Here is an 18093-nt window from a genome sequence, read left to right as displayed (position 1 = left end):
TTCGCAACAAACACCGCGGATTAAGCTAACCGCTCAACCTTACCGCGATGAAATCGGCGCGCGGCGCTCCGTAGTACCACGGAGTTTTCGCCGGCCGAGATCGATCCGCGCGCTCTGATGGCCGCAACGGAGTTATCCCCGCAAGGATGCGGGGCGGGGCTCGCGTTCGATCTCGCGCGATTCACTCAGGGGGGCGTGAAGTCGTGGCGGCGCCGATCGGCCGTGGATCTTTGTGCGAAGCCGGGGCCGTCGAAGTCGGCGCGCCAACCGCCGCATCCGCGAATGACGGGCGCCGCGCCAAACCCGCAGACATCGCCTCGCCACGATCACTTGAGTGCGATTGCAGAATCGTTGTCGCGACGGCCGCGCTTTGCGGAGCGTGGAGTCGATTTGAATTGAATCACCGCGCGGCGCTGATCGCAACCGTGCCGAACCAGAATCGATCCAGTCGTGACGGCACGCGAGCCGCACTCAATCTCGACGAGCAGCATTGCGCTTCGCTCAGACGAGACGTCACGAGATCGTCGAATTCGTTCGGCTATGGTCGCGCCCACCACGAGCAATCAAACAAATCAGAAGACCGAGATGCTTCAGAAAGCGCGAGCGGCACTTCCTCTCACGAAGATCAGAGAGTGGGCATTCGAAGGCGCATTTTTCAGCGTTGCGCTGATTGCGATGGCGGGATGGGTGTATTTCATCACGCTGTTGCTGGTGAGGTTGTTCCTCTGGTTCTTCAGCTGAGCGCGCGACGGATCGCTTCGCGAGCACGGTGCTGCCCAAAAAATCTCGGGCGTGGCAAGAAAATCAGCGGCGCTCATCATGATCTCGACACAACTCGAAGACGAGACTGGCAAATCACGTCGGCGAGGGCGTTGCGTGTATTGTGATGATTTACAACCGGCGTGCCGCGCCGGCTGTATTGCGGCAGGGAGTGGATCATGACGGGAACGCGGGTGGACGCCTTCACCAGTGCGACGAACACCGCGCCGCGGCGGTATTTCGTCGATGCGGGAGGCCGGCGCGTCCTGATTGGACTGACGCCCGAGGAGACGTTCGAGTTCGAGCGGCTCGACAGCGGACAGGCGCCGGGCCGGGTGCAGCTGGCGTCTGACGGCTGGGATACGTGGCCGGATGCCGGTGAGCGGCGCCGGCTTGAGCTCTACGAGAAGCACGAGGGCGCCTGGAAGGCATGGATGGCGCAAAGCCGCACCGAACGACGCGAAGGATTCAACCTTTATTAACCATCCCGGACCCATTTTCTGGTCTGGCGCCTCGAACCGGAAAGTGCACGCATGTTTCAGCTCTTCTTGCGGGCCCGCACCCATAACTTCCTGAAAGACCGTTTCGGGGGAGAGCAGACCTTCCGGGCGCGCTCGCCCGAGCGAGATGCCGAAACCGATCGCACGCGCATCGAAGCCATCATGACCGCGATCGAGGATGCGCTCCACGCCGCGGAGCGGGAACAGTCGGGCTTGAACCGCCGGGTCGAAGACGTGTTGGCGCGTGCGGCGGTGACCATCGGCAACGGCGACGACGAATATCTCGAGCGCGAGGCGCTCGACAATCATCACCAGGATTTGTTCGACAAGGAAATCCTGAACGGCCAGCGCCGGCTCAAGGAGCTTGGCGCTTCGATCGCTCATTTCAAGTTCCTGAAGGCGGCGATGCTGAGCCGCTTTCCGGAATACAAGCCTCCGGCAAGCTCCACCAATTAGCGTGTCGGGCGTAGGCCGCTAGATCGCCAGCATGCTGTTGCCCTGGATGGACAGCAGTGTCAGATTTCCGGTGGCATATGCGCCGGTATCGATGTTGGCGCGGTTCTCCAGCAGCTCGGCCTGCTTGACCGGCGTGTGACCGTGCACGACGTACTTGCCGAACCGCCTCTTGCTCTGCAGGAATTCGTCCCTGATCCACAACAGATCGGACTCGCGCTGTTCGGAGAGCGGGATGCCCGGGCGGACCCCGGCATGGACGAAGAAGAAGTCGCCGCATGTGAATGTCGGCCGCAGCTGGCGCAGGAATGCGATATGCTCCGGCGGCATCGCGGCTGTGAGCTCGCGCACGAGTTCGGACTGTTCGTCCTTGCCGAGGCCGGGCGCCGCCGACACGCCGTAGGACATCATGGTCTGGAGCCCGCCGAACTGAAACCATTCGGTGGTGCGCGAGGGGTCCTCCAGCACCGAGGTGAAATAGGCCTCGTGATTGCCCTTGAGAAACACCGTGTTGCGGCGGCGGCTGCGCCTGATCAGGAGTTCGAGGGTGTGGCGTGAATCCGGCCCGCGGTCGATGTAGTCACCCAGGAAGACCTCGATGGCGCGATAGGGCCGGCTGTTCGCCATGTCCGCGTCGATGACGGCAAACATCTGTTCGAGCAGATGCGCGCAGCCGTGGATGTCGCTCATCGCATAGATGCGCACGCCATTGGGTAGCTTCGGCCGGGGCGAATTTTTGGGCGCGGTCGTGGGCATGGGGTGCAACTCTTTCAGAGAGCTTCGCCCGGGATGTCAATATCCTATCGACCAAAACCGGGCGCCACGAGCCGCTTTTTTCCTACCTTCCGCGCGTAAAGGTTGATTTTTGCGGGCTGATCGATATCCCGCCGCTTGGCGCGCCGTCGATCCCCGGCGCGTCCAGCCGACTAGCCGAAGCTCCGGCCGTCGAACGAGGGCGCGGCCTTGCCGCGATAGGCGGATGCCCGCGCGCGGACCACAGCCGCGCCGCAGAAATAGCCGAGCTGGAGCACCGCCGCAAAAACAAGAATCGTGACAACGATGTGAGCCGAATCATGTCCCTGCCAGGTCAAGCCCGCACCGAGGATCGCCGCACCGACAATGATGACGGGCGGCAGGATGAAGACTCGGAATCGGCCTCCCAGCAACGATCCGATCAACAGGCTGAAAACAGCAACCGTACTCACGACACAACTCCCTGAATTGGTCACGAGTGTTAATGGCCGCGAGCTAATAACGGATTAAGCGGCATGGTTGAACAGCCGTTCAAATGCGCGCGACATGTTGCGCTCAAATGACGCGATTTGACGGAAATCGTGGCGTGATGCCCGCATAATTGTCACATGCGTGACAGTAGTTTGTGCATTCTCTTGCAGCGACGCTGCGTTGCAGAAAAATCGGTTTGATTTTTTCGGTGCACTGCCGCAATGTCGCTTTGTTTAGTTAAGATATACTTCGGCGCACGTCGAGAATTTTGGATCGAATGCTCGCATTCATTGCGAGAGCGTGACGAGGCAGCGAGGTTCGGATGGCTGTAGCAACTTACGGTTCGGAAAACTATTATTCGGGTATATCGAACCGCCGCGGTGCCCTCCAGAGACCCCTCCAGGTGGCTTTGATCGCCGGTGACTTCGTCGCGGTGCTGCTCAGCTATTTCGTGGCGAGCGGTTTGTACCGCGTGCTCGTGGTCGAGCAGGATTCATCCGTCGGAGCCGGTCTCGTCGTCGCCGCGGTGTTCGTGATGATCGCCTACTTCCAGGGCGCCTACGATCACCATCGCCTGCTGAACACGATGTGGCAGCTGCGCAAGAGCCTCGCGGTCTGGCTGATCTCGCTGACCATTCTCGCCGTCGAGGCGTTCCTGCTCAAATCGTCTGCGGATTTGTCGCGCGGAACCACGCTGCTCTTCGCCGCGACCGGCGGCATCGCCTTAGGCGGACTGCGCGTGCTGTGGCGCCTGGGTCTCACCTCGAGCTATGCCAAGGGCCGTCTCGTCGACCGGAAGGTCGTGCTGCTCAGCCTCAAGCCGCTCGATTTCACCTCGACCCGCTTCAAGGATCTGCGCAAGCACGGCTTCAACGTCGTGCGGCATTTCGTGCTCGAGCCGTCCGAGGAGGGCGCAGGCTGGGATCGCGAGATCCGCGACATCATTCGTCAGGCCCGGACCGCGGACGTGGAAGAATATCTCCTGGTCATCGACTGGGACGAGATGCCGCTTCTCCAGAAGCTGAGTCAGCACCTGCGCGTCGTTCCCCAGCCGATCCGCCTTTTGCCGGATTTTCCGATCGCCGATCTGGTCTCGCGTCCGTTCCAGCCCGTCAGCGGCACGGTCGCGATCGAGATCCAGCGTGCACCGCTCAGCGTGTTCGAGCAGGCGCAGAAGCGCTGCCTCGACATCGGCATTGCCTCGTTCGCCCTTTTGTTGCTGGCGCCGCTGCTGGTGACGGCCGCGATCATGATCAAGCTCGATTCCAAGGGCACGGTGATCTTCAAGCAGTTCCGGCGCGGCTTCAACGGCAAGCAGTTCGAGATCTGGAAGTTCCGCTCGATGACCGTGGCGGAGAACGGTCATGTCGTCACGCAGGCGACCAGGAGCGACGCGCGGGTCACCCGTGTCGGCCGCGTGCTGCGGCGGACCAGCATCGACGAGCTGCCGCAGCTCTGGAACGTTTTGCGCGGCGAGATGTCACTGGTCGGGCCGCGCCCGCATGCGCTCGCGCACGACAATTACTACGACCAGCTCATCAGCAACTACGTCTACCGGCATCACATGAAGCCGGGCCTGACCGGTTGGGCCCAGGTCAACGGCTTCCGCGGTGAGACGCCGACCATCGATCTGATGGAAAAGCGGGTCGAGTACGACGTCTGGTACGTCAGTAACTGGAGCATTTGGCTCGATATCAGGATCATCCTGAAGACCGCACTGGCGCTGATCCACCAGGAAGCCTACTGAGCCGAGCCGCATCTGGCGCGCATTCGTCGCGCTGGATGTGCACGATCGCCCCGGGCAGAGAGAGAAACGGCCTGCATCTTGCAGCACGCGGATCGTTGCTGCCCATCCCGCCATTGGCACCACCGAAACGCGGAGCATTGCAGATTGAGCCATCGCCTCGCCAGGTTCGCCGTCCTGCCGCTGTTGCTCGCCGTGGCAATCGCTGCGTCATGCTCCGATGCAGTCGCCTTGGAATGGGGCGTCGGCGGGCCGCCGCAGAAGCGCAGGGATCTCGAGCCCATCTTTCAGCTGATGAAGGCGCGAGGCCTGACGCAATACCGGACCGGCCTCAATCTCACGCAGGATGCCGAGCAGGTCGAAGCGCCGATGTTCCGGAAAACCGTCGCGCTGGCCAAGAAGTATTCGATCACGCTTCATCCTCTCGTCAACTTCCCCTTCCGCTATGGCGACCGCACTGACAGGGGGCGCTATCCGAAGGGAGACGGGGAGGCCCTTTACAGGCAGGGCTACGATCGCACCTACGCGTTCGTCCGGCAGTTCAAGGACGATGTCTTCGACTGGGAGCTCGAGAACGAGATCAACCTGCTCGCGCTCGATTCCGACGGGAAGAAGCTGTTCGGGCGCGGGATGACCGCGGCAGACTTCGAGATGCCGGTGATGGAGGACTGGGCCCAGGTGTTGCACGGCGCCTCGGACGCCATCGATCAGATCAATCGTGAGACCGGAAGCCGTCTGCGCAAGGTGCTGAACACGACGTCGACGATGCTGGGCTTCCTGGACTTCATGGAGTCCAGGGGCGTCAAATACGACGTGATCTCCTACCACTACTACGAGGTGGCGGGGCAGAATCCGCATCGGCACTGGAATGGACGAAATCTGCCCTTCGACCTGTTCAAGAAGCTCGCGTCCTATCGCCGCCCGGTGACGTTCAACGAGGTCAATTGCGGCGAGATCTACAAGCCGGCCTATGGCAATCAGCCCGGCGATGCCCTGACGGAGCAATGCCTACGGTCGCTGCGGGACACTTTTCAGTTTCTGAAAAACCAGAAGGACGTCGAGATCGAGAGCGTCATGGTCTACGAGCTGTTCGACGAACCGCAGAAGAAGCCGCCGGAGAACAGGTTTGGGCTGATGTACGAGATCGACAGGCCCAAGGTCGCGCTCTTTCTGCTCACGGAATTTGCCGGCGGCCGTCTGTCGGCCGAGGAATTGGCAGAGTTGAGAACCAGGGGACTGTAGGTCTCCACGCAAAAAGAAGAACCAGCAATGCCCCTACTTGGATCTGACCGCCCCAATGCCGAGAAGTCGGCCAGCATTCTAGGCTTCAACGGACTGCGCGGCCTTTCGGTCATTCTGGTCTATCTCAATCACAAGTGCGGTCTGCAGTTCTACTCGGGCAGCGTCGGCGTCTGGATATTCTTCATCCTCAGCGGCTTCCTGATCATTGGCGAGCTCAACAGGCAGCGAAGCAAGGCCGAGACGGCCGCGTCCCGGCCCGCGGCGGAAATCGTCACCTTCTGGGTCAAGCGCGCGACGCGCATCTTTCCCGCATATTATGCGCTTCTGGCCATCCTGTTCCTGACCCGGTCGTATTTTCAGCACGCAGGTCCCGACCTCGGTTTCCGCTATCACTTCGTGTACCTGTCCAACTATTGGATCGGCAGCGTCATCGGTGGCACCGCGGGTCCCTTCGGTGTGCTCTGGACGCTCTCGGTCGAGCAGCAGTTCTACGTGGTCGCGCCCTTCCTGTTCATCCTGCTTCCCCTGGAGCGCCATTTCGTCACCTGCATGTGCGTCGTCGCCCTCGGGTTGATCGGCCATTTCCTGATGTATTCATCGGGCTTCAACCACACCGCCATCCACACTCTGTCGCCCTGGAATTTCAGCCTGATCGCGTTCGGCGGCGCGATCACGATCCTGCATCTCCACAGGCAGGGATGGGCTCCGAACGGCCATGGCACGTTCGCTTGCCTGCTCGTCGTCGCCTTCGCGTTGTGCTCGAACGGCGTGATCTACGACGCCCCTTCGTATCTTTCCCCTGCGATCGACATTGCGATCGGACTTTGCCTGGTCGCCCTGGTCTGGTGGGTTCGCGCCAACCAGGAGAGCGTCTTCGTTCAGGCGCTGGAGTGGAAGCCGCTCGAGCATCTCGGGAAGATCAGCTACGGCTTCTATCTCGTTCATAACTTCATCCCGAACCCGCTCGGCAAGGCGCTCACGCTCTATGGAGGGATGTCGGTGCCCAACAGCGTGAAGGTCACCGCGGGCGCAGCCATCGGCTTCGTGATCTCCTACGCTGTCGCGCATGTGTCCTGGAAGTACTTCGAATCGCCGATCCTGCGCAGCCGCCGCGGGCTGACCAGGTTCTTCCTGCAATATCTGCCCGAAACCCGCTCGCAGGGCGTGCCGCGAACCGAGCTGAAATAGCTCTAAAGCGCGATGAGATTTGGATGAAGCGTCATCGCGCTTCAGGTTGTTGTTTACGTATGATCTTTCCGGAAAACCGCTTCGCACTTTGCGCTAACGCGGCCCTCCGGGTCCGGATCATGCTCTAGCGGCTCACACGAAAGCCGTCGGCTGGATAGCAGCGGTGACGAATCCGCAGACCCTTCTCCGCGACGAAATGCGAGAACAAGTCGCGATCGGCTTCGGGCGCCGTGCAAGTGCGGTCGAGCAGCGCGACCCGCGCCTCCGTTCCTGCCGCCTGATAGAGCGTGGCGGCGGCAGGGAACAGGCGGGCCTGGAAGATGTCCGCGAAGTCCTGGGCGGCGTAATCCCTGAGCGCGGGCGAGGCCGCGTGGAAGACGCGAAGTGCCAGCGGGGCGCGGATGAGCTGGAGCCAGGCCTCGTGCGGCGCGAAACGATAGGAAAGGTCGAGCAGCTCCGCCGTTCGCGGTCCAAATCCGACCTGGCGAATTTCGGCCCAGTAGCTGCCGAACCAGCCCAGCCCTTCGGTCGGTGCGCACGCCAATAAGGCCCGGCTCGTCGACGCGACCGCGTCGGCGTCGACGTCGATCTGTTTCAGGTCGCCTGTGCGCGTCGATTCGTCGGCGATGGCGAGCTGGAGCAGCAGCAGTTCGCGCAGCGTCTTGGCGCTGCATAACCGGCGCGCGGACGGCAGATTGTCCGCGACGATCCATCTCAGCCGGTCGATATCATAGCGCTCGCCGCGCGCGATGCGGCCGGCGATCTGCGGAACCGCGGGGTTGGTTACATCGGGGACGACGGCAGCGATCCAGACCAGCGTGACCGCAGCGAGTGCGACGGTCGAGCCGCGCAGAAGCCAGCGAAACGCCTTGTCTCCCGCCTGCGCCGCCGGTTCGGTGGCGCTAGGCTCCCTCGACATAATAGCTGTTGTAGTGCGAGCCCTTGTACGCCTCGATCCGCTTCAGCATCTTCGGATTGGCGCGGTTGAGCACGGCGCCGAGGAGCTTCTTCTGGATGCCTTCGGAGCTCGCCATCGACTCCTGCAGCGCGTTGCGGCTCGTGCGGCCCCACTCGATGACGTAGACCATGGCGTCGACCAGATGGCTGACCGCCTTGGCATCCGCCACCGGCATCACCGGCGCGAGATCGATGACGATGTACTCATACTCCTCGCGCACCACCGCGAGCAGGTCGGCCATCGCCTTGGAGGCAATCACGTCCGCCGAATTGACCATGCGCGATGCGACGACGGATGGCAGGAAGTCGAGCCCGCTCTCCTTGCTGCGCTGGATATGATAGCCGAACGAGCGCGGATCCCTCAGGGCCTCGACCAGGCCGGACTTGGAATGGGGAGCCAGCGCCCGCGTCAGCGAACGGGTATGGAGGTCGCCGTCGATCAGCAGCGTGCGGTGGCCGGTCAACGCGGTCAAATGACCGAAATTGGCGGCAACCGTGGTTTTTCCCTCCTTCGGCAGGGACGAGAGGATGCCGATCACCTTGACCTCGCGCGAGAGGCGGGCGACGTCGATCGACACCTTGATGTTTCGCAGCGTCTCGGCAAATCGCGAGAACGGGTGCTCGACGACGTAACTGGATACGTTCGCTTCCGGATGGTCCGCAGACGTTCTTGCCGGGCGAATGTCGGGAAGGACGCCGAGGCATTTCACCCCGAGCTGATCCTCGACGTCGGTCGGAGACCGCAGCACGTCGCTCATCAGCTCCTTCGTGAAAGCGGCACCGAAGCCGAAACAGAGACCGCCGAGCAGGCCGCCGGCCAGCGCCAGCAGCGTCTTGGGCGAGCTCTTCTTGTCGGGCTTGACCGCCGTGCCGATGATGCGTGCTTCGCTGATCGGGAAGCTCTGGTTCTGCGTCGCGTTCTGGAGCTTCTCGAGGAAGTTGTTGTAGAGGTTGCGGTAGGTGTCCGCCGCGCTCTCGAGATCGCGCAGCTTGACCTGGGCCTGGCTGGTGCTGCCGGCCTGGGAGACGAGGTTCTTGAGGTTTTCCTCGAGCGACGTCTCGCGGCTCTTGGCGATCTCGTATTCGCTGCGATAGGCGTCCGCAATGCGGCGGACTTCGTCCGCGATCGCCTTGCGCAGCTCTTCCATGCGGTTGGACAGGTTGACGGCCGCCTGATGGGTCTTGCCGTAACGGCTCGACCAATCGGCATACTGGGCCGCCAGGTCGAGATATTGGGCGCGCAGGCGCGTGATGACCGTGTTGTTGAGGGCGTCCGTCACCGTCGGCTGGACCAGATCCTTGTCGAGCAGCGCCTCGATGCGGTCGAGGCGGGCCTTGGCCTCAGCCGTTGCGGCGCGCGCGGCGACGAGCTGCGAGTTGGCGTCGGCGAGCTGTTGCTCGCTCATCAGACCGCGGCTGGTGCCGACGATGTTGTTCTCGGCCTTGAACGTCTGCACGGCGCGATCGCTCGCCGTCGCCTGCTCGCGCAGCTCGGCGCTGCGCTGCTGGAGCCATTCGCCGGCGCGCTTGGTCGACTGGTATTTCGCCTCCAGCGCGCCCACGATGTAGGCGTCGGCGATCGCGTTGGCGATCTGCGCGGCCTTGTTCGGATCGATCGAGCGGAAGTTCATCGACAGGACATAGGTCGTCAGCACGCGCTCGACCTTGAGATTCTTCTGGAGCAGCTCGACCGCGCCCCGCTCGACCCGCTCCTTGCTCGGAGGGCCGTCCGATCCGAACAGCGCGATGACCTTGCCAATGACCAGCGGAATCAATCCGGGATCGGAGCCATTGAACTCCGGATCGTCGGTGAGCTTCAGGCGACGGACGATCGACAGGATCAGGTCGTCGGACTGGAGGATCTCGACCTGGCTGTCGACAAAGCCCGGGTCGATCAGCGCATTGGCCGTGCCGCTGTCCTTGTCCAGCACCTGGGTCTGACGCGTGTCCATCAGGATGCGCGCGTTGGCCGTGTACATCGGCGTCGCCAGGATCAGGTAGACGAGAACGAGCGCGAGCGTGCCGGCCAAGACGGCCGCGATCAGCGGCCATTGGCGGCGCACGATATCCAGAGCGCGCTCGGCGCTGAGCGTCGTGCCGCCGACCTCAATGGCGTATCGCGGGCGTTGAGGAAACTGGTCTCGTGGCTGAAACATCTCTGGGAATCTTGGGGTTGTCACTCGGGAAGGGGAACGGGCTTGAACGGATCGGCGAGTTCGGTCTTCCATTCACCCGACATCAGGCCCGCGGCCGGACTTGATGCTGCGGGCACGGCATTGGCTGCAGAGGGAGCAGGGGGTGCAATTCCGGCATCCTGATCCGCGAAATATCCCTTGAGCACGGAGCCGTCGTGCAGCTTGGTGACGAATTCGCTGATCCTGCGCGCCACGTCGGGCTTGCTCGCGACACAGCGCTCTTCGGCGCGATGAAGCGCGCTGCCGATCGCGATGCGGTCGGCCTGGCTGGCTTCACGCAACATCTCCCGGACCGGCTCGAGCGCGGCGACGTCAGTCACGACCAATCCGGCAAGCCGGCCCGACAGCTTGTCCCTGTCGTTCTTGGTCTGGCGCAGCAGAGCCGAGGGATCCGCGACGAAGGCGCTGATAGCCGCCTGCGGGGCGCGTTCGGTGCGATCGACGCATTGCGCCCGCGCCTGCGTTGCGAATGTCGCGGACAGCGCGACGGCGAGGACCGCAGCGATCCGTGAGGCCGCAGCATGGCCACGCAACAAGCTATCGAGTTTGAGGAGGATCGCGCTCATATCTCGTTGCGAAGGATTGATGGCAGTGTGGTGATTTAGGCCGTAGGTCCTTGATGACCCAAAACTATGTCAAATTCTTGTGCGGCGCAAAATATAAACCAGCGCGGACCGAATTGCCATCCTTGCCTGGTCTCCGATCGCGATTCAACATGAACGAAGCTCGTGCTGCGATCAGGCGCAGATTCAGCGAACGTTTGCACATGTCGTCATGCGTGAAGCACGATTCTTAGGCAAACGCCATACCAATACGAAGGCGCGAGGGACGGTCCATCGACCATCTCCTCGCGCCTGTCGGAACTTGTGACTGAGAGGCGGATGGACTGAAACGTCGTGCGTTTATTCGGCGGTCCGCAGCATCGCGAGGCGGGTGGCGCGAAGGCGCTCGCCATGCTCGCCGATCGCGACCCAGAACCGCGGATTGCCGGCGGACTGCATCGAGATCCACTCGTATTCCGCCGCATTCCAGGGGCGCACCGAAGCGGACAGATTGTCCAGGACGAAGTCGCCGTCGGCGAGCCGCGCGACCAGCACGAGATGGCCCTGGCCGCCATTGGTCAGCACAACTGCAAGTCGCAGCGCCGAGCTCGGCCAGCCCATCTCGATCAGCTGATGACGTTTGGTGACTGCGTAGTCGTTGCAGTCGCCGGCGGACGGCGCAATCGTCCAGCGTGCCACCATCGGATTGGTCGATTTCTGCATCGGCGTGATCGACGCGTTGATCGCGCTGTTGACCTCGCGCAGCATGCTCATTGCCCGCTCGCCCGAGGGCAGGGTCCGCTCCGCGCTGTCGGCGGCGCATTCGCTACCGTTGTTCATGCAGAACTTGACGAACTGCAGCGGCGCGAGCGCATTGTCGTACTCGCGGATGAACGCACCCTTCGCCCGATTGAGCAAACCGTCGTTCACGATTTCGGCCTTGGCGGCCATACCGGTCGAAGCGATCCCGATCGCGACCAGCGATTTGATGATCCAGCTCATGACATCCCCGTCTCGTCTTTTCTTGTTGACGCTACGGGTATCTCACAAACGATTTGAGCTTTGGTTCCGCGGAAATTTACAATTCTAACGAAATCGGCCGGTCGCTGGACCGGCCGGAGAGGGGTGGTTAATGCGCTGCCAACGCAGCCATTCCCGTCATCAGCGCGACGGGCTTACCGAGGTCAGAACCGAAGTCGAAGTCGTCGTCGCCGCAAACAGGGTCTGCGACGCCGCGCTGGGACCGGCCTGGTTCAGGACCGTGGGCGTGGTCGAGCTTGCCGCACCACCGCGGGCTTCCGCCGCGGTCGAGCCCGGGCCGCCTCCGGCCGTGGTCTCGCCGGTCGGATCGGCGCCGTTCGTCGCTTCGGTCGGGATATCGCCGGTGATGCTGGTGAATGAGGTGATGAGGTCGGGATTCTCCGTCCTGAGCACCGCTTCCTGGATCAACTGCGCAACTTGAGGCTGCGACAGCACACAGGTCGAGGCGGCAGTGCCGAGGCCCGCGCCGATGGCGCGGCTTTGATCCGCGCTGCTGGCCTTCGCCAGCGATACAATGCCTTCGACGGTCTCGGGGCGGGCGGTCAGGAGGTCGCGAACAGCCGAGGCAAGACCGCCTTGTCCGTCCTTGAACTGGTCGAGCAGGCCGCTCGGATTGGCGAGAAAGTCGGTCGCACGTTCCGCCGAAACAATCCCAGTGTTGGCAACGCAGCCCGAGCTGACACCCGTTGCGCCGAATGCCGCCGACGTTCCGGCGAACATCGCCAGTGCCCCGACGATCGCGCCAAAGCGCCTACCAAAATTCCAAATCATAACCCTGCCCATTTCCAATATTTTTAGTTTAACTCGATTTGCACCAATTTGCCACGTTCTTTTCGAAACTGTGACGGTAGCGATTGCGCGAGGCCGCATCCGACAATGGCCGCGAAAAACACGCCATAGCCAGGGATTTGCAGCGAGAAATCAATGCAGCTATGTGCAACCCCCAGCATCGCGACGCTTGCGCCGATAACGGGTATGTAGCGATCGCGTTTCCGGCGCAAGCTGCCGGTGAACAAATGGTAAAAGCACCAGAGGCCGACGAACGCGATCACCGCGAAAGCGGGAATGCCCAATTCGACGGCAATTTCCAGCGGAGTGCTGTGAGCGCGATCCCAGATGCCGAGACTGCCAAGTGCTGCGGGCCGAATGGCGGGAAAAACAGCGTCGAAGTTACCCAGTCCGATGCCAAGCAGCGGGTGATCGGCGATGATTCCCGCTGATGCCTGATAGGCGGCAAGCCGCTGAGGATCGATCAGCCCGTATTCGATGATTCGGCCGGCCACGAGGCCGCCGACGAGTTGCAACAGCACCAGCCCCGCTGCCGCCGAACCGCCGAGGACCAGCCATTTCCTTGATCTGCCGAGCTCGAGAGGGATGAGATAAAGGACGATGGCGAGGGCAAACGCGCCAACCGACAGCAGCAGGCCCGCCCGCGATCCGGTCATGGCGAGCGCGATCGTGCAGATCGCGAAGCCTGCGCCGAGCGCGATCGGCGTGGAAAGGACCTGCTCCAGTCGCGATCGCCAATCTGGTTGCGCTGGCGCGCCGCCTTCCTGACGGTGCATGCTGCGCAGGAGTGGCACCAGAAACAGCAGGGCGCAGGTGCCCCAGAACGTTGCCGCTGTATTTCGATTGACGAACGTGCCCGTGGCAAAGCCCAGATAGGCTTCCTTCTGCCTGAACAGGACCATGTCAGGCGCGATCAGTTCGGCGAGAATTCCATAGAGTGCATACAGGCAGCCCGCCCACGCCAGTATTCGTAGCAGTGCGCGCGCGGCTCCCGCATCGCTTGCAAGAATGACCGCGCGGGTGAAGGCGAGTGCCAGCAGCAGGACCGAACCGAATGCCAACCACGGGCCGCGCGCGGTCGCGGAGAGGCGGTCCGGTGGTGCGAGGCCGAACAGCCGTCGTGGCAGTTCCCAGATGACTGCGGATTGTGCAGCAGGGTCGCTCCACATTTGTAACGCGACCATGACGCCCATTGTTGCGACGGCGACTGCCACCGGAATCAGCAGTATGGCGTTGCGACGGCTCACGACCGAGAGATCAGCCGTCAGCAGGCTGCAAACGAGCAGAAAATTCCAGAAGCAAATCCACACGAGGTCGAGGGATCCGAGCGGAAGTGGCGCCAGCACAAACACGGCCGTGGCGAAAAATCGCGATATCGCGCCCAAAGGCCCCTCTGTCATTCAGCTCAGCGGGGACGGAGCTATCAGAACTTCGCGCGAGATCAAGTTATTGCACGCTGGTGAGTTGACCGTCATTCGCATCGTCGCGCGGAGCGCTGCATTGGTTTGCGTGCGCAGATCTGATCTGTGCCAAACGCAGGGCCGGTTGCCTCACGAAAGCTGGAGTTTGTGAGCACGTCGCAGCAGCTGAAGCAAAATTGGCTGCGGGCTTCATGCTGCCTCATCTGCCGTGCACTGTCCGCCGCGCGGATTGGTGGTTAACACCGCTTTTCAGTTGAATAACTCAACCGGTGGAGGCATTATATTGCACCGCAGCATTTCGTTTTGGTCGAATCGTAGAGCGTCTTTCACGTGCTAGCTCATCAAACAAAGGCGCACTACGTTCCGCTGGACAGTGTCCGCGGTCTCGCCGCTCTCTGCGTGGTCGTCCATCACTTCGTCGGATCGGATCCGCTTGCCGCCGCGCTGCCTCATCGCGCCTGGATCGACGTCGCGTTCTTTCACAATTCCTGGCTCTTCGTCGACCTGTTCTTCGTGCTGAGCGGAATCGTAATCTCGATGAGCTATGTGCAGTCGGAGTTCAGCGAATTTGATTTCCGGACCTTCACCTTGCGCCGTCTCGCGCGCATCTATCCGCTGCACATCGTCATGCTGTTCGCGTTTCTGGCGTTCCGCCTGATGCGGCTCACGCTCACCGAACTGGACCTGCTGCACTTCTCGACCAACGAATCGGCGGACCTGCAGGTCAACAATGTGTACTCGTTCGTCGCGAATGTGTTCTTGCTCCATGCCATGGGCGTGCTCGACTATCTGAGCTGGAACGGCCCGAGCTGGAGCATCAGCGCCGAGTTCTACACCTACCTCGTATTTGGCGCCGTCGTCGTCCTGGCGCAGCGCCTCGGCTACATCAAGCTCGTCTATGTCCTGAGCGCCGTGCTGGCCGTGCTGGGCGCGGCTCTCATTATCTTCGTGCTCAGGAATGAAACGCTTGATTTCCAGACCAACGCCTTCACCCGGTGCTTTCTCGGCTTCTTCGTCGGCGTGCTCACGCTTCGTTTCGTCTCCGGGAGGGGCCGCTCGGTGAGCCCCTTGGTTCAGTCGGCCTGTCAGCTCGGTGCTGCAGCCGTTGCAATCGTGCTGGTTTGTGTCGTCGGTTTCGACGAGCGGCTCAGCTTCGTGGCGCCGATTGTGTTCGGCGCCCTGCTGGGCTCGCTGATGGCGTTTCCCGAGCGGCTTCTGCCGAAGCTGCTATCCGTTCGTCCGCTGGTCTGGCTGGGCAAGCGCTCCTATTCGATCTACATGACGCATGCGCTGATCCTCGTTCTCATCCAGTACTTCGCGCGCGGCGTGGGGACCGGGCGCCTGCAGATGGTCGACAACATTCTTCCCGGGCTGGCGGCCTCGCTGCTGCTCGCCATCTTCGTGGTGGCCGTGCTCGTGCTCTCCAACTTCACCTACCTCTGGGTTGAGATGCCCGGTTCGCGGTTCGTGCTTCGGCTGTTCAGCCGTCGCGCCGTTCCCTCTGTTGCCGCGGCGGAGTGAGGCGCGATGTCCAATAGCTCCTCGGCTCTCCCGAATTCGGACTGGCGCATGGTCGATCCGATGCGCCTGCCCCTGCATCACCAGGCGGAGGGCAGCGCATTCTTCAATCTCGAGGCGATCGCGCTCCTGCTCTATTTCTACCGCGACGCGCTCGCAGGCGCGCTGCGCTACTATCTGGCGGTCCTCAAGATCAGCCCGTTGTGGTTCCTGCCCGACATTTTTGCCCTGGTCTGCATTCTTGCCTTCGTGCAGCGCTACATCCTGATGGGGCGAAGCCTCGTCGCGATTCTCACGCTGTTCTACATCTGCTTTGCGCTCTACCTCGGATACGTGTTCCTGGGTTATTTCAGCGGCATGATGTCGTCGTTCAAGATGATCGCGCCGGTGTTCGTCGGCTTCTGCTTCTGCGGGCGCAATTTCGGCGATTACGAGCGACTGCAGCGCTGGCTTCACCCGATCTTCTACCTGACGATCGTCGGGATCATATTGTCGTCCCGCATGCAATTGCCTTGGGTGGGCTATGCCTACGAGACCTTCGGCACGACGCGGCAGGCGACGCGGCTGTGGTGGTCGGCCTCCGAGACGCGCCTCGCAGGCCTGGCCGCCGACAGTACGATGGCCGCGTTCTTCGTGTTCATTTCCTTCGTGATCATTTCGGTGCGCCGAAGCCTGTTGTGGTGCCTGTTCTGGACGCCCATCGGCCTCTACGCCATCAAATTGACCACGAACAAGACGTCGCTCGGCGTGATGGTGATCTACGTTCTTTGTCTGATCATCGTTCGTCTCGTTCCCGAGCGCGAGAAGTTTCCCATGCTGCGGCGAATGGCGCTGCTTTCGTTCCTGTCGATCCTGGTGCCGGCTGTGCTGATCGCCTTGTTCTCCGGCAACGGCCTCGTCAGCATGTCGCGCGGCCTGTTCAGCCTGCAGGATCGCGTCAACAACAGCTGGCAGCTGCCGTTCGTCTACATGGCCGATCTCATGCCGGTCGGATTCTTCGTCGGCTGCGGCCTCGGTTGCTTCAACTATCCGCAGCTGCTGTTCTCGAACAAGCTCAGCTATTACGTCCCCGTGGACAATTTCTACCTCGGCACCTACCTGATGTTCGGGCCGATCTTCGTGGTGTTCATGATCCTGGTCATCATCGCGGTCGCAAGGACCAGGGACATCTACAAGCTGTCTTTCGCGGTCGCGATGAATCTCTTCACCATCACGGTTCTGGCCTATGGTCCCGCGAGCGGCTTGATCATGCTGGGCGTGGCATTCAGCGAGGTCTTCGCGCGAGACAAGGGTGACAGCATCGTCCCGAGTACGGCGCCGCTAGCGCCCGACGTCGACGATCTGGTTTCGCGGCCGGCGTGATTGCCATGCATGCAATGAGCTGCGGTGCGCAGCGCGGGCTCCGGTCCGGAACTCTCCTTCATCTTGGGATCGGATCGCAGCAGTGAGCGGAGACAGCAAGAATTTCGTGGAGGCGATCCAGGGGCTGCGCGGCGTCGCGGCGCTCAGCGTGCTGATCGTGCATCTTCAGGACATGCCGCTTCTGGCGGGCTTCCTGCCTCCGATCTGGCCGTGGCTCGAAGCCACGGTCAACATGGGCGGGGCACGGGGTCGAGCTGTTCTTCATGATCAGCGGCTTCCTGATCCCGGCGAGCCTCATGCGTCACCGCAGTGTCGGAAAGTTCTTTCTCGATCGGGCCCTGCGAATCCTGCCCGTGTTCGTGATCCTGCATCTGATCCTGTTCACAGCGGGCCCCCTGGTCGGCTACAAGTTCTTCAAGGGGATCGACCTGGCGACATATCTCAAGCTGTTCTTCGTCAATCTCGCGTTCCTGCCGGACGCGCTGGGATTGCCGATCGGCCAGCAGAATGCCTGGACGTTGGCTTACGAATGGGCATTCTACATTCTGTTCGCGCTGGTCTTCGTGATGGTGGTGCAGCGGAGGAACTGGCTGCTGGCGGCGCCGTTCATCCTGTTCGGTGTTGCGGGTATCGCCTTCCGGCCGATCGCCGCCTTCTTCCTCGTCGGATTGTTGTTCAGTCTGATCGACTGGCGGATCCGGATCGGCGGCTGGCCCGGGTTGCTGGCCGGCATCGTCTGCGGCGCCGCCATGTACGTGTCGATCGAATATGTGCATCCGCTGGTCGGGCTGCTCCCGGGGGCGCTGCTGTTTGGAATGGTCCTTGCTCCGGACTCCGGTGTTGCCGTGGCGCTGAGCGGCAGGTTCCTCCAGTTCCTCGGAAAGATCAGTTACAGCCTCTATTTGGTCCATCCTTTTGCGCTATTCCCGTTGCAGGTCATCGGCGTGAAGCTGGCGGCGCATGGCGTCAATCTGTGGCTGCTCTGGGCCGCCTTTGCGGGCCTCGGCCTGGCTGCTTCCCTGATCGCGGGTGCGGTCAGCTACGAGCTGATCGAGGTGAGACTCCGCCGCTTGCTCGATCCGACGCTGCGGGGCCTGTTTTTCGGAGTGCGTCGTGAAGCCCGTTATGTCGCCTGAGCGCGTCCCCATGCCATCGTTT

17 protein-coding genes are annotated in these 18093 nt (G+C 62.0%); 9 read left to right on the top strand and 8 right to left on the bottom strand.

Annotated elements, in window-relative coordinates:
* Window positions 1–585: 585 nt before the first annotated feature.
* The 3 genes from ACVJ19_RS41550 to ACVJ19_RS41540 all read left to right on the top strand — a co-directional run bounded on the left by ACVJ19_RS41550 (window position 586) and on the right by ACVJ19_RS41540 (window position 1715).
* Window positions 586–741: a hypothetical protein gene (locus ACVJ19_RS41550; RefSeq protein WP_212346726.1), complete on the top strand. Its 156-nt coding sequence runs from the start codon at window positions 586–588 to the stop codon at window positions 739–741.
* 197 nt (window positions 742–938) lie between these two features.
* Entirely contained in the window at window positions 939–1241 is a 303-nt protein-coding gene (locus ACVJ19_RS41545) for a hypothetical protein (RefSeq protein WP_453954835.1), read from the top strand.
* A 51-nt stretch (window positions 1242–1292) separates the two neighbouring features.
* On the top strand, window positions 1293–1715 hold the full coding sequence (locus ACVJ19_RS41540) for a hypothetical protein (RefSeq protein WP_211414815.1): 423 nt from the start codon (window positions 1293–1295) through the stop codon (window positions 1713–1715).
* A gap of 18 nt (window positions 1716–1733) precedes the next feature.
* Here the strand turns inward: ACVJ19_RS41540 and ACVJ19_RS41535 are convergent, their stop codons facing one another.
* Entirely contained in the window at window positions 1734–2468 is a 735-nt protein-coding gene (locus ACVJ19_RS41535; RefSeq protein WP_453954834.1) for a metallophosphoesterase family protein, read from the bottom strand.
* 170 nt (window positions 2469–2638) lie between these two features.
* Window positions 2639–2917 carry a hypothetical protein gene (locus tag ACVJ19_RS41530; RefSeq protein ID WP_453954833.1) on the bottom strand — a complete coding sequence of 93 codons (279 nt, stop codon included), beginning with the start codon at window positions 2915–2917 and terminating at the stop codon, window positions 2639–2641.
* Window positions 2918–3258: 341 nt separating this feature from the next.
* On the opposite strand from ACVJ19_RS41530, the gene ACVJ19_RS41525 reads away from it, so the two are divergent.
* The 3 genes from ACVJ19_RS41525 to ACVJ19_RS41515 all read left to right on the top strand — a co-directional run bounded on the left by ACVJ19_RS41525 (window position 3259) and on the right by ACVJ19_RS41515 (window position 7110).
* A complete protein-coding gene (locus ACVJ19_RS41525) occupies window positions 3259–4683 on the top strand; it encodes an undecaprenyl-phosphate glucose phosphotransferase (protein ID WP_453954832.1) in 1425 nt (474 codons plus the stop codon).
* A 144-nt stretch (window positions 4684–4827) separates the two neighbouring features.
* On the top strand, window positions 4828–5922 hold the full coding sequence (locus ACVJ19_RS41520) for a hypothetical protein (RefSeq protein WP_453954831.1): 1095 nt from the start codon (window positions 4828–4830) through the stop codon (window positions 5920–5922).
* Between the two features lie 27 nt (window positions 5923–5949).
* Window positions 5950–7110, top strand: a complete 1161-nt coding sequence (locus ACVJ19_RS41515; RefSeq protein WP_453954830.1) for an acyltransferase family protein — start codon at window positions 5950–5952, stop codon at window positions 7108–7110.
* A 124-nt stretch (window positions 7111–7234) separates the two neighbouring features.
* Here ACVJ19_RS41515 and ACVJ19_RS41510 read toward each other — a convergent pair whose 3' ends face one another.
* From ACVJ19_RS41510 to ACVJ19_RS41485, 6 genes are all read right to left on the bottom strand, one after another.
* Window positions 7235–8029, bottom strand: coding sequence for a hypothetical protein (locus ACVJ19_RS41510; RefSeq protein WP_453954829.1), 795 nt, complete (start codon window positions 8027–8029; stop codon window positions 7235–7237).
* The gene (locus ACVJ19_RS41505) at window positions 8013–10223 is read right to left on the bottom strand and encodes a GNVR domain-containing protein (protein ID WP_453954828.1); all 2211 of its coding nucleotides are present in this window, start codon (window positions 10221–10223) and stop codon (window positions 8013–8015) included. The genes ACVJ19_RS41510 and ACVJ19_RS41505 overlap by 17 nt, the downstream gene beginning before the upstream one ends.
* A gap of 20 nt (window positions 10224–10243) precedes the next feature.
* Window positions 10244–10828, bottom strand: a complete 585-nt coding sequence (locus ACVJ19_RS41500) for a hypothetical protein (protein WP_453954827.1) — start codon at window positions 10826–10828, stop codon at window positions 10244–10246.
* A gap of 336 nt (window positions 10829–11164) precedes the next feature.
* Window positions 11165–11806, bottom strand: a complete 642-nt coding sequence (locus ACVJ19_RS41495; RefSeq protein WP_453954826.1) for a transglutaminase-like cysteine peptidase — start codon at window positions 11804–11806, stop codon at window positions 11165–11167.
* Window positions 11807–11965: 159 nt separating this feature from the next.
* The gene (locus ACVJ19_RS41490; protein WP_453954825.1) at window positions 11966–12616 is read right to left on the bottom strand and encodes a hypothetical protein; all 651 of its coding nucleotides are present in this window, start codon (window positions 12614–12616) and stop codon (window positions 11966–11968) included.
* 23 nt (window positions 12617–12639) lie between these two features.
* A complete protein-coding gene (locus ACVJ19_RS41485; RefSeq protein ID WP_453954824.1) occupies window positions 12640–14019 on the bottom strand; it encodes an O-antigen ligase family protein in 1380 nt (459 codons plus the stop codon).
* Window positions 14020–14385: 366 nt separating this feature from the next.
* Here ACVJ19_RS41485 and ACVJ19_RS41480 point away from each other — a divergent pair, with 366 nt between their 5' ends.
* From ACVJ19_RS41480 to ACVJ19_RS41470, 3 genes are all read left to right on the top strand, one after another.
* Window positions 14386–15576, top strand: coding sequence for an acyltransferase family protein (locus ACVJ19_RS41480; protein WP_453954823.1), 1191 nt, complete (start codon window positions 14386–14388; stop codon window positions 15574–15576).
* A 6-nt stretch (window positions 15577–15582) separates the two neighbouring features.
* Window positions 15583–16935, top strand: coding sequence for a hypothetical protein (locus ACVJ19_RS41475; RefSeq protein WP_453954822.1), 1353 nt, complete (start codon window positions 15583–15585; stop codon window positions 16933–16935).
* A gap of 263 nt (window positions 16936–17198) precedes the next feature.
* The gene (locus tag ACVJ19_RS41470; RefSeq protein ID WP_456739511.1) at window positions 17199–18071 is read left to right on the top strand and encodes an acyltransferase family protein; all 873 of its coding nucleotides are present in this window, start codon (window positions 17199–17201) and stop codon (window positions 18069–18071) included.
* Window positions 18072–18093 lie beyond the last annotated feature (22 nt).

Source organism: Bradyrhizobium sp. USDA 376 (assembly GCF_054063675.1).
This window is presented reverse-complemented; position numbering and strand designations above follow the sequence as displayed.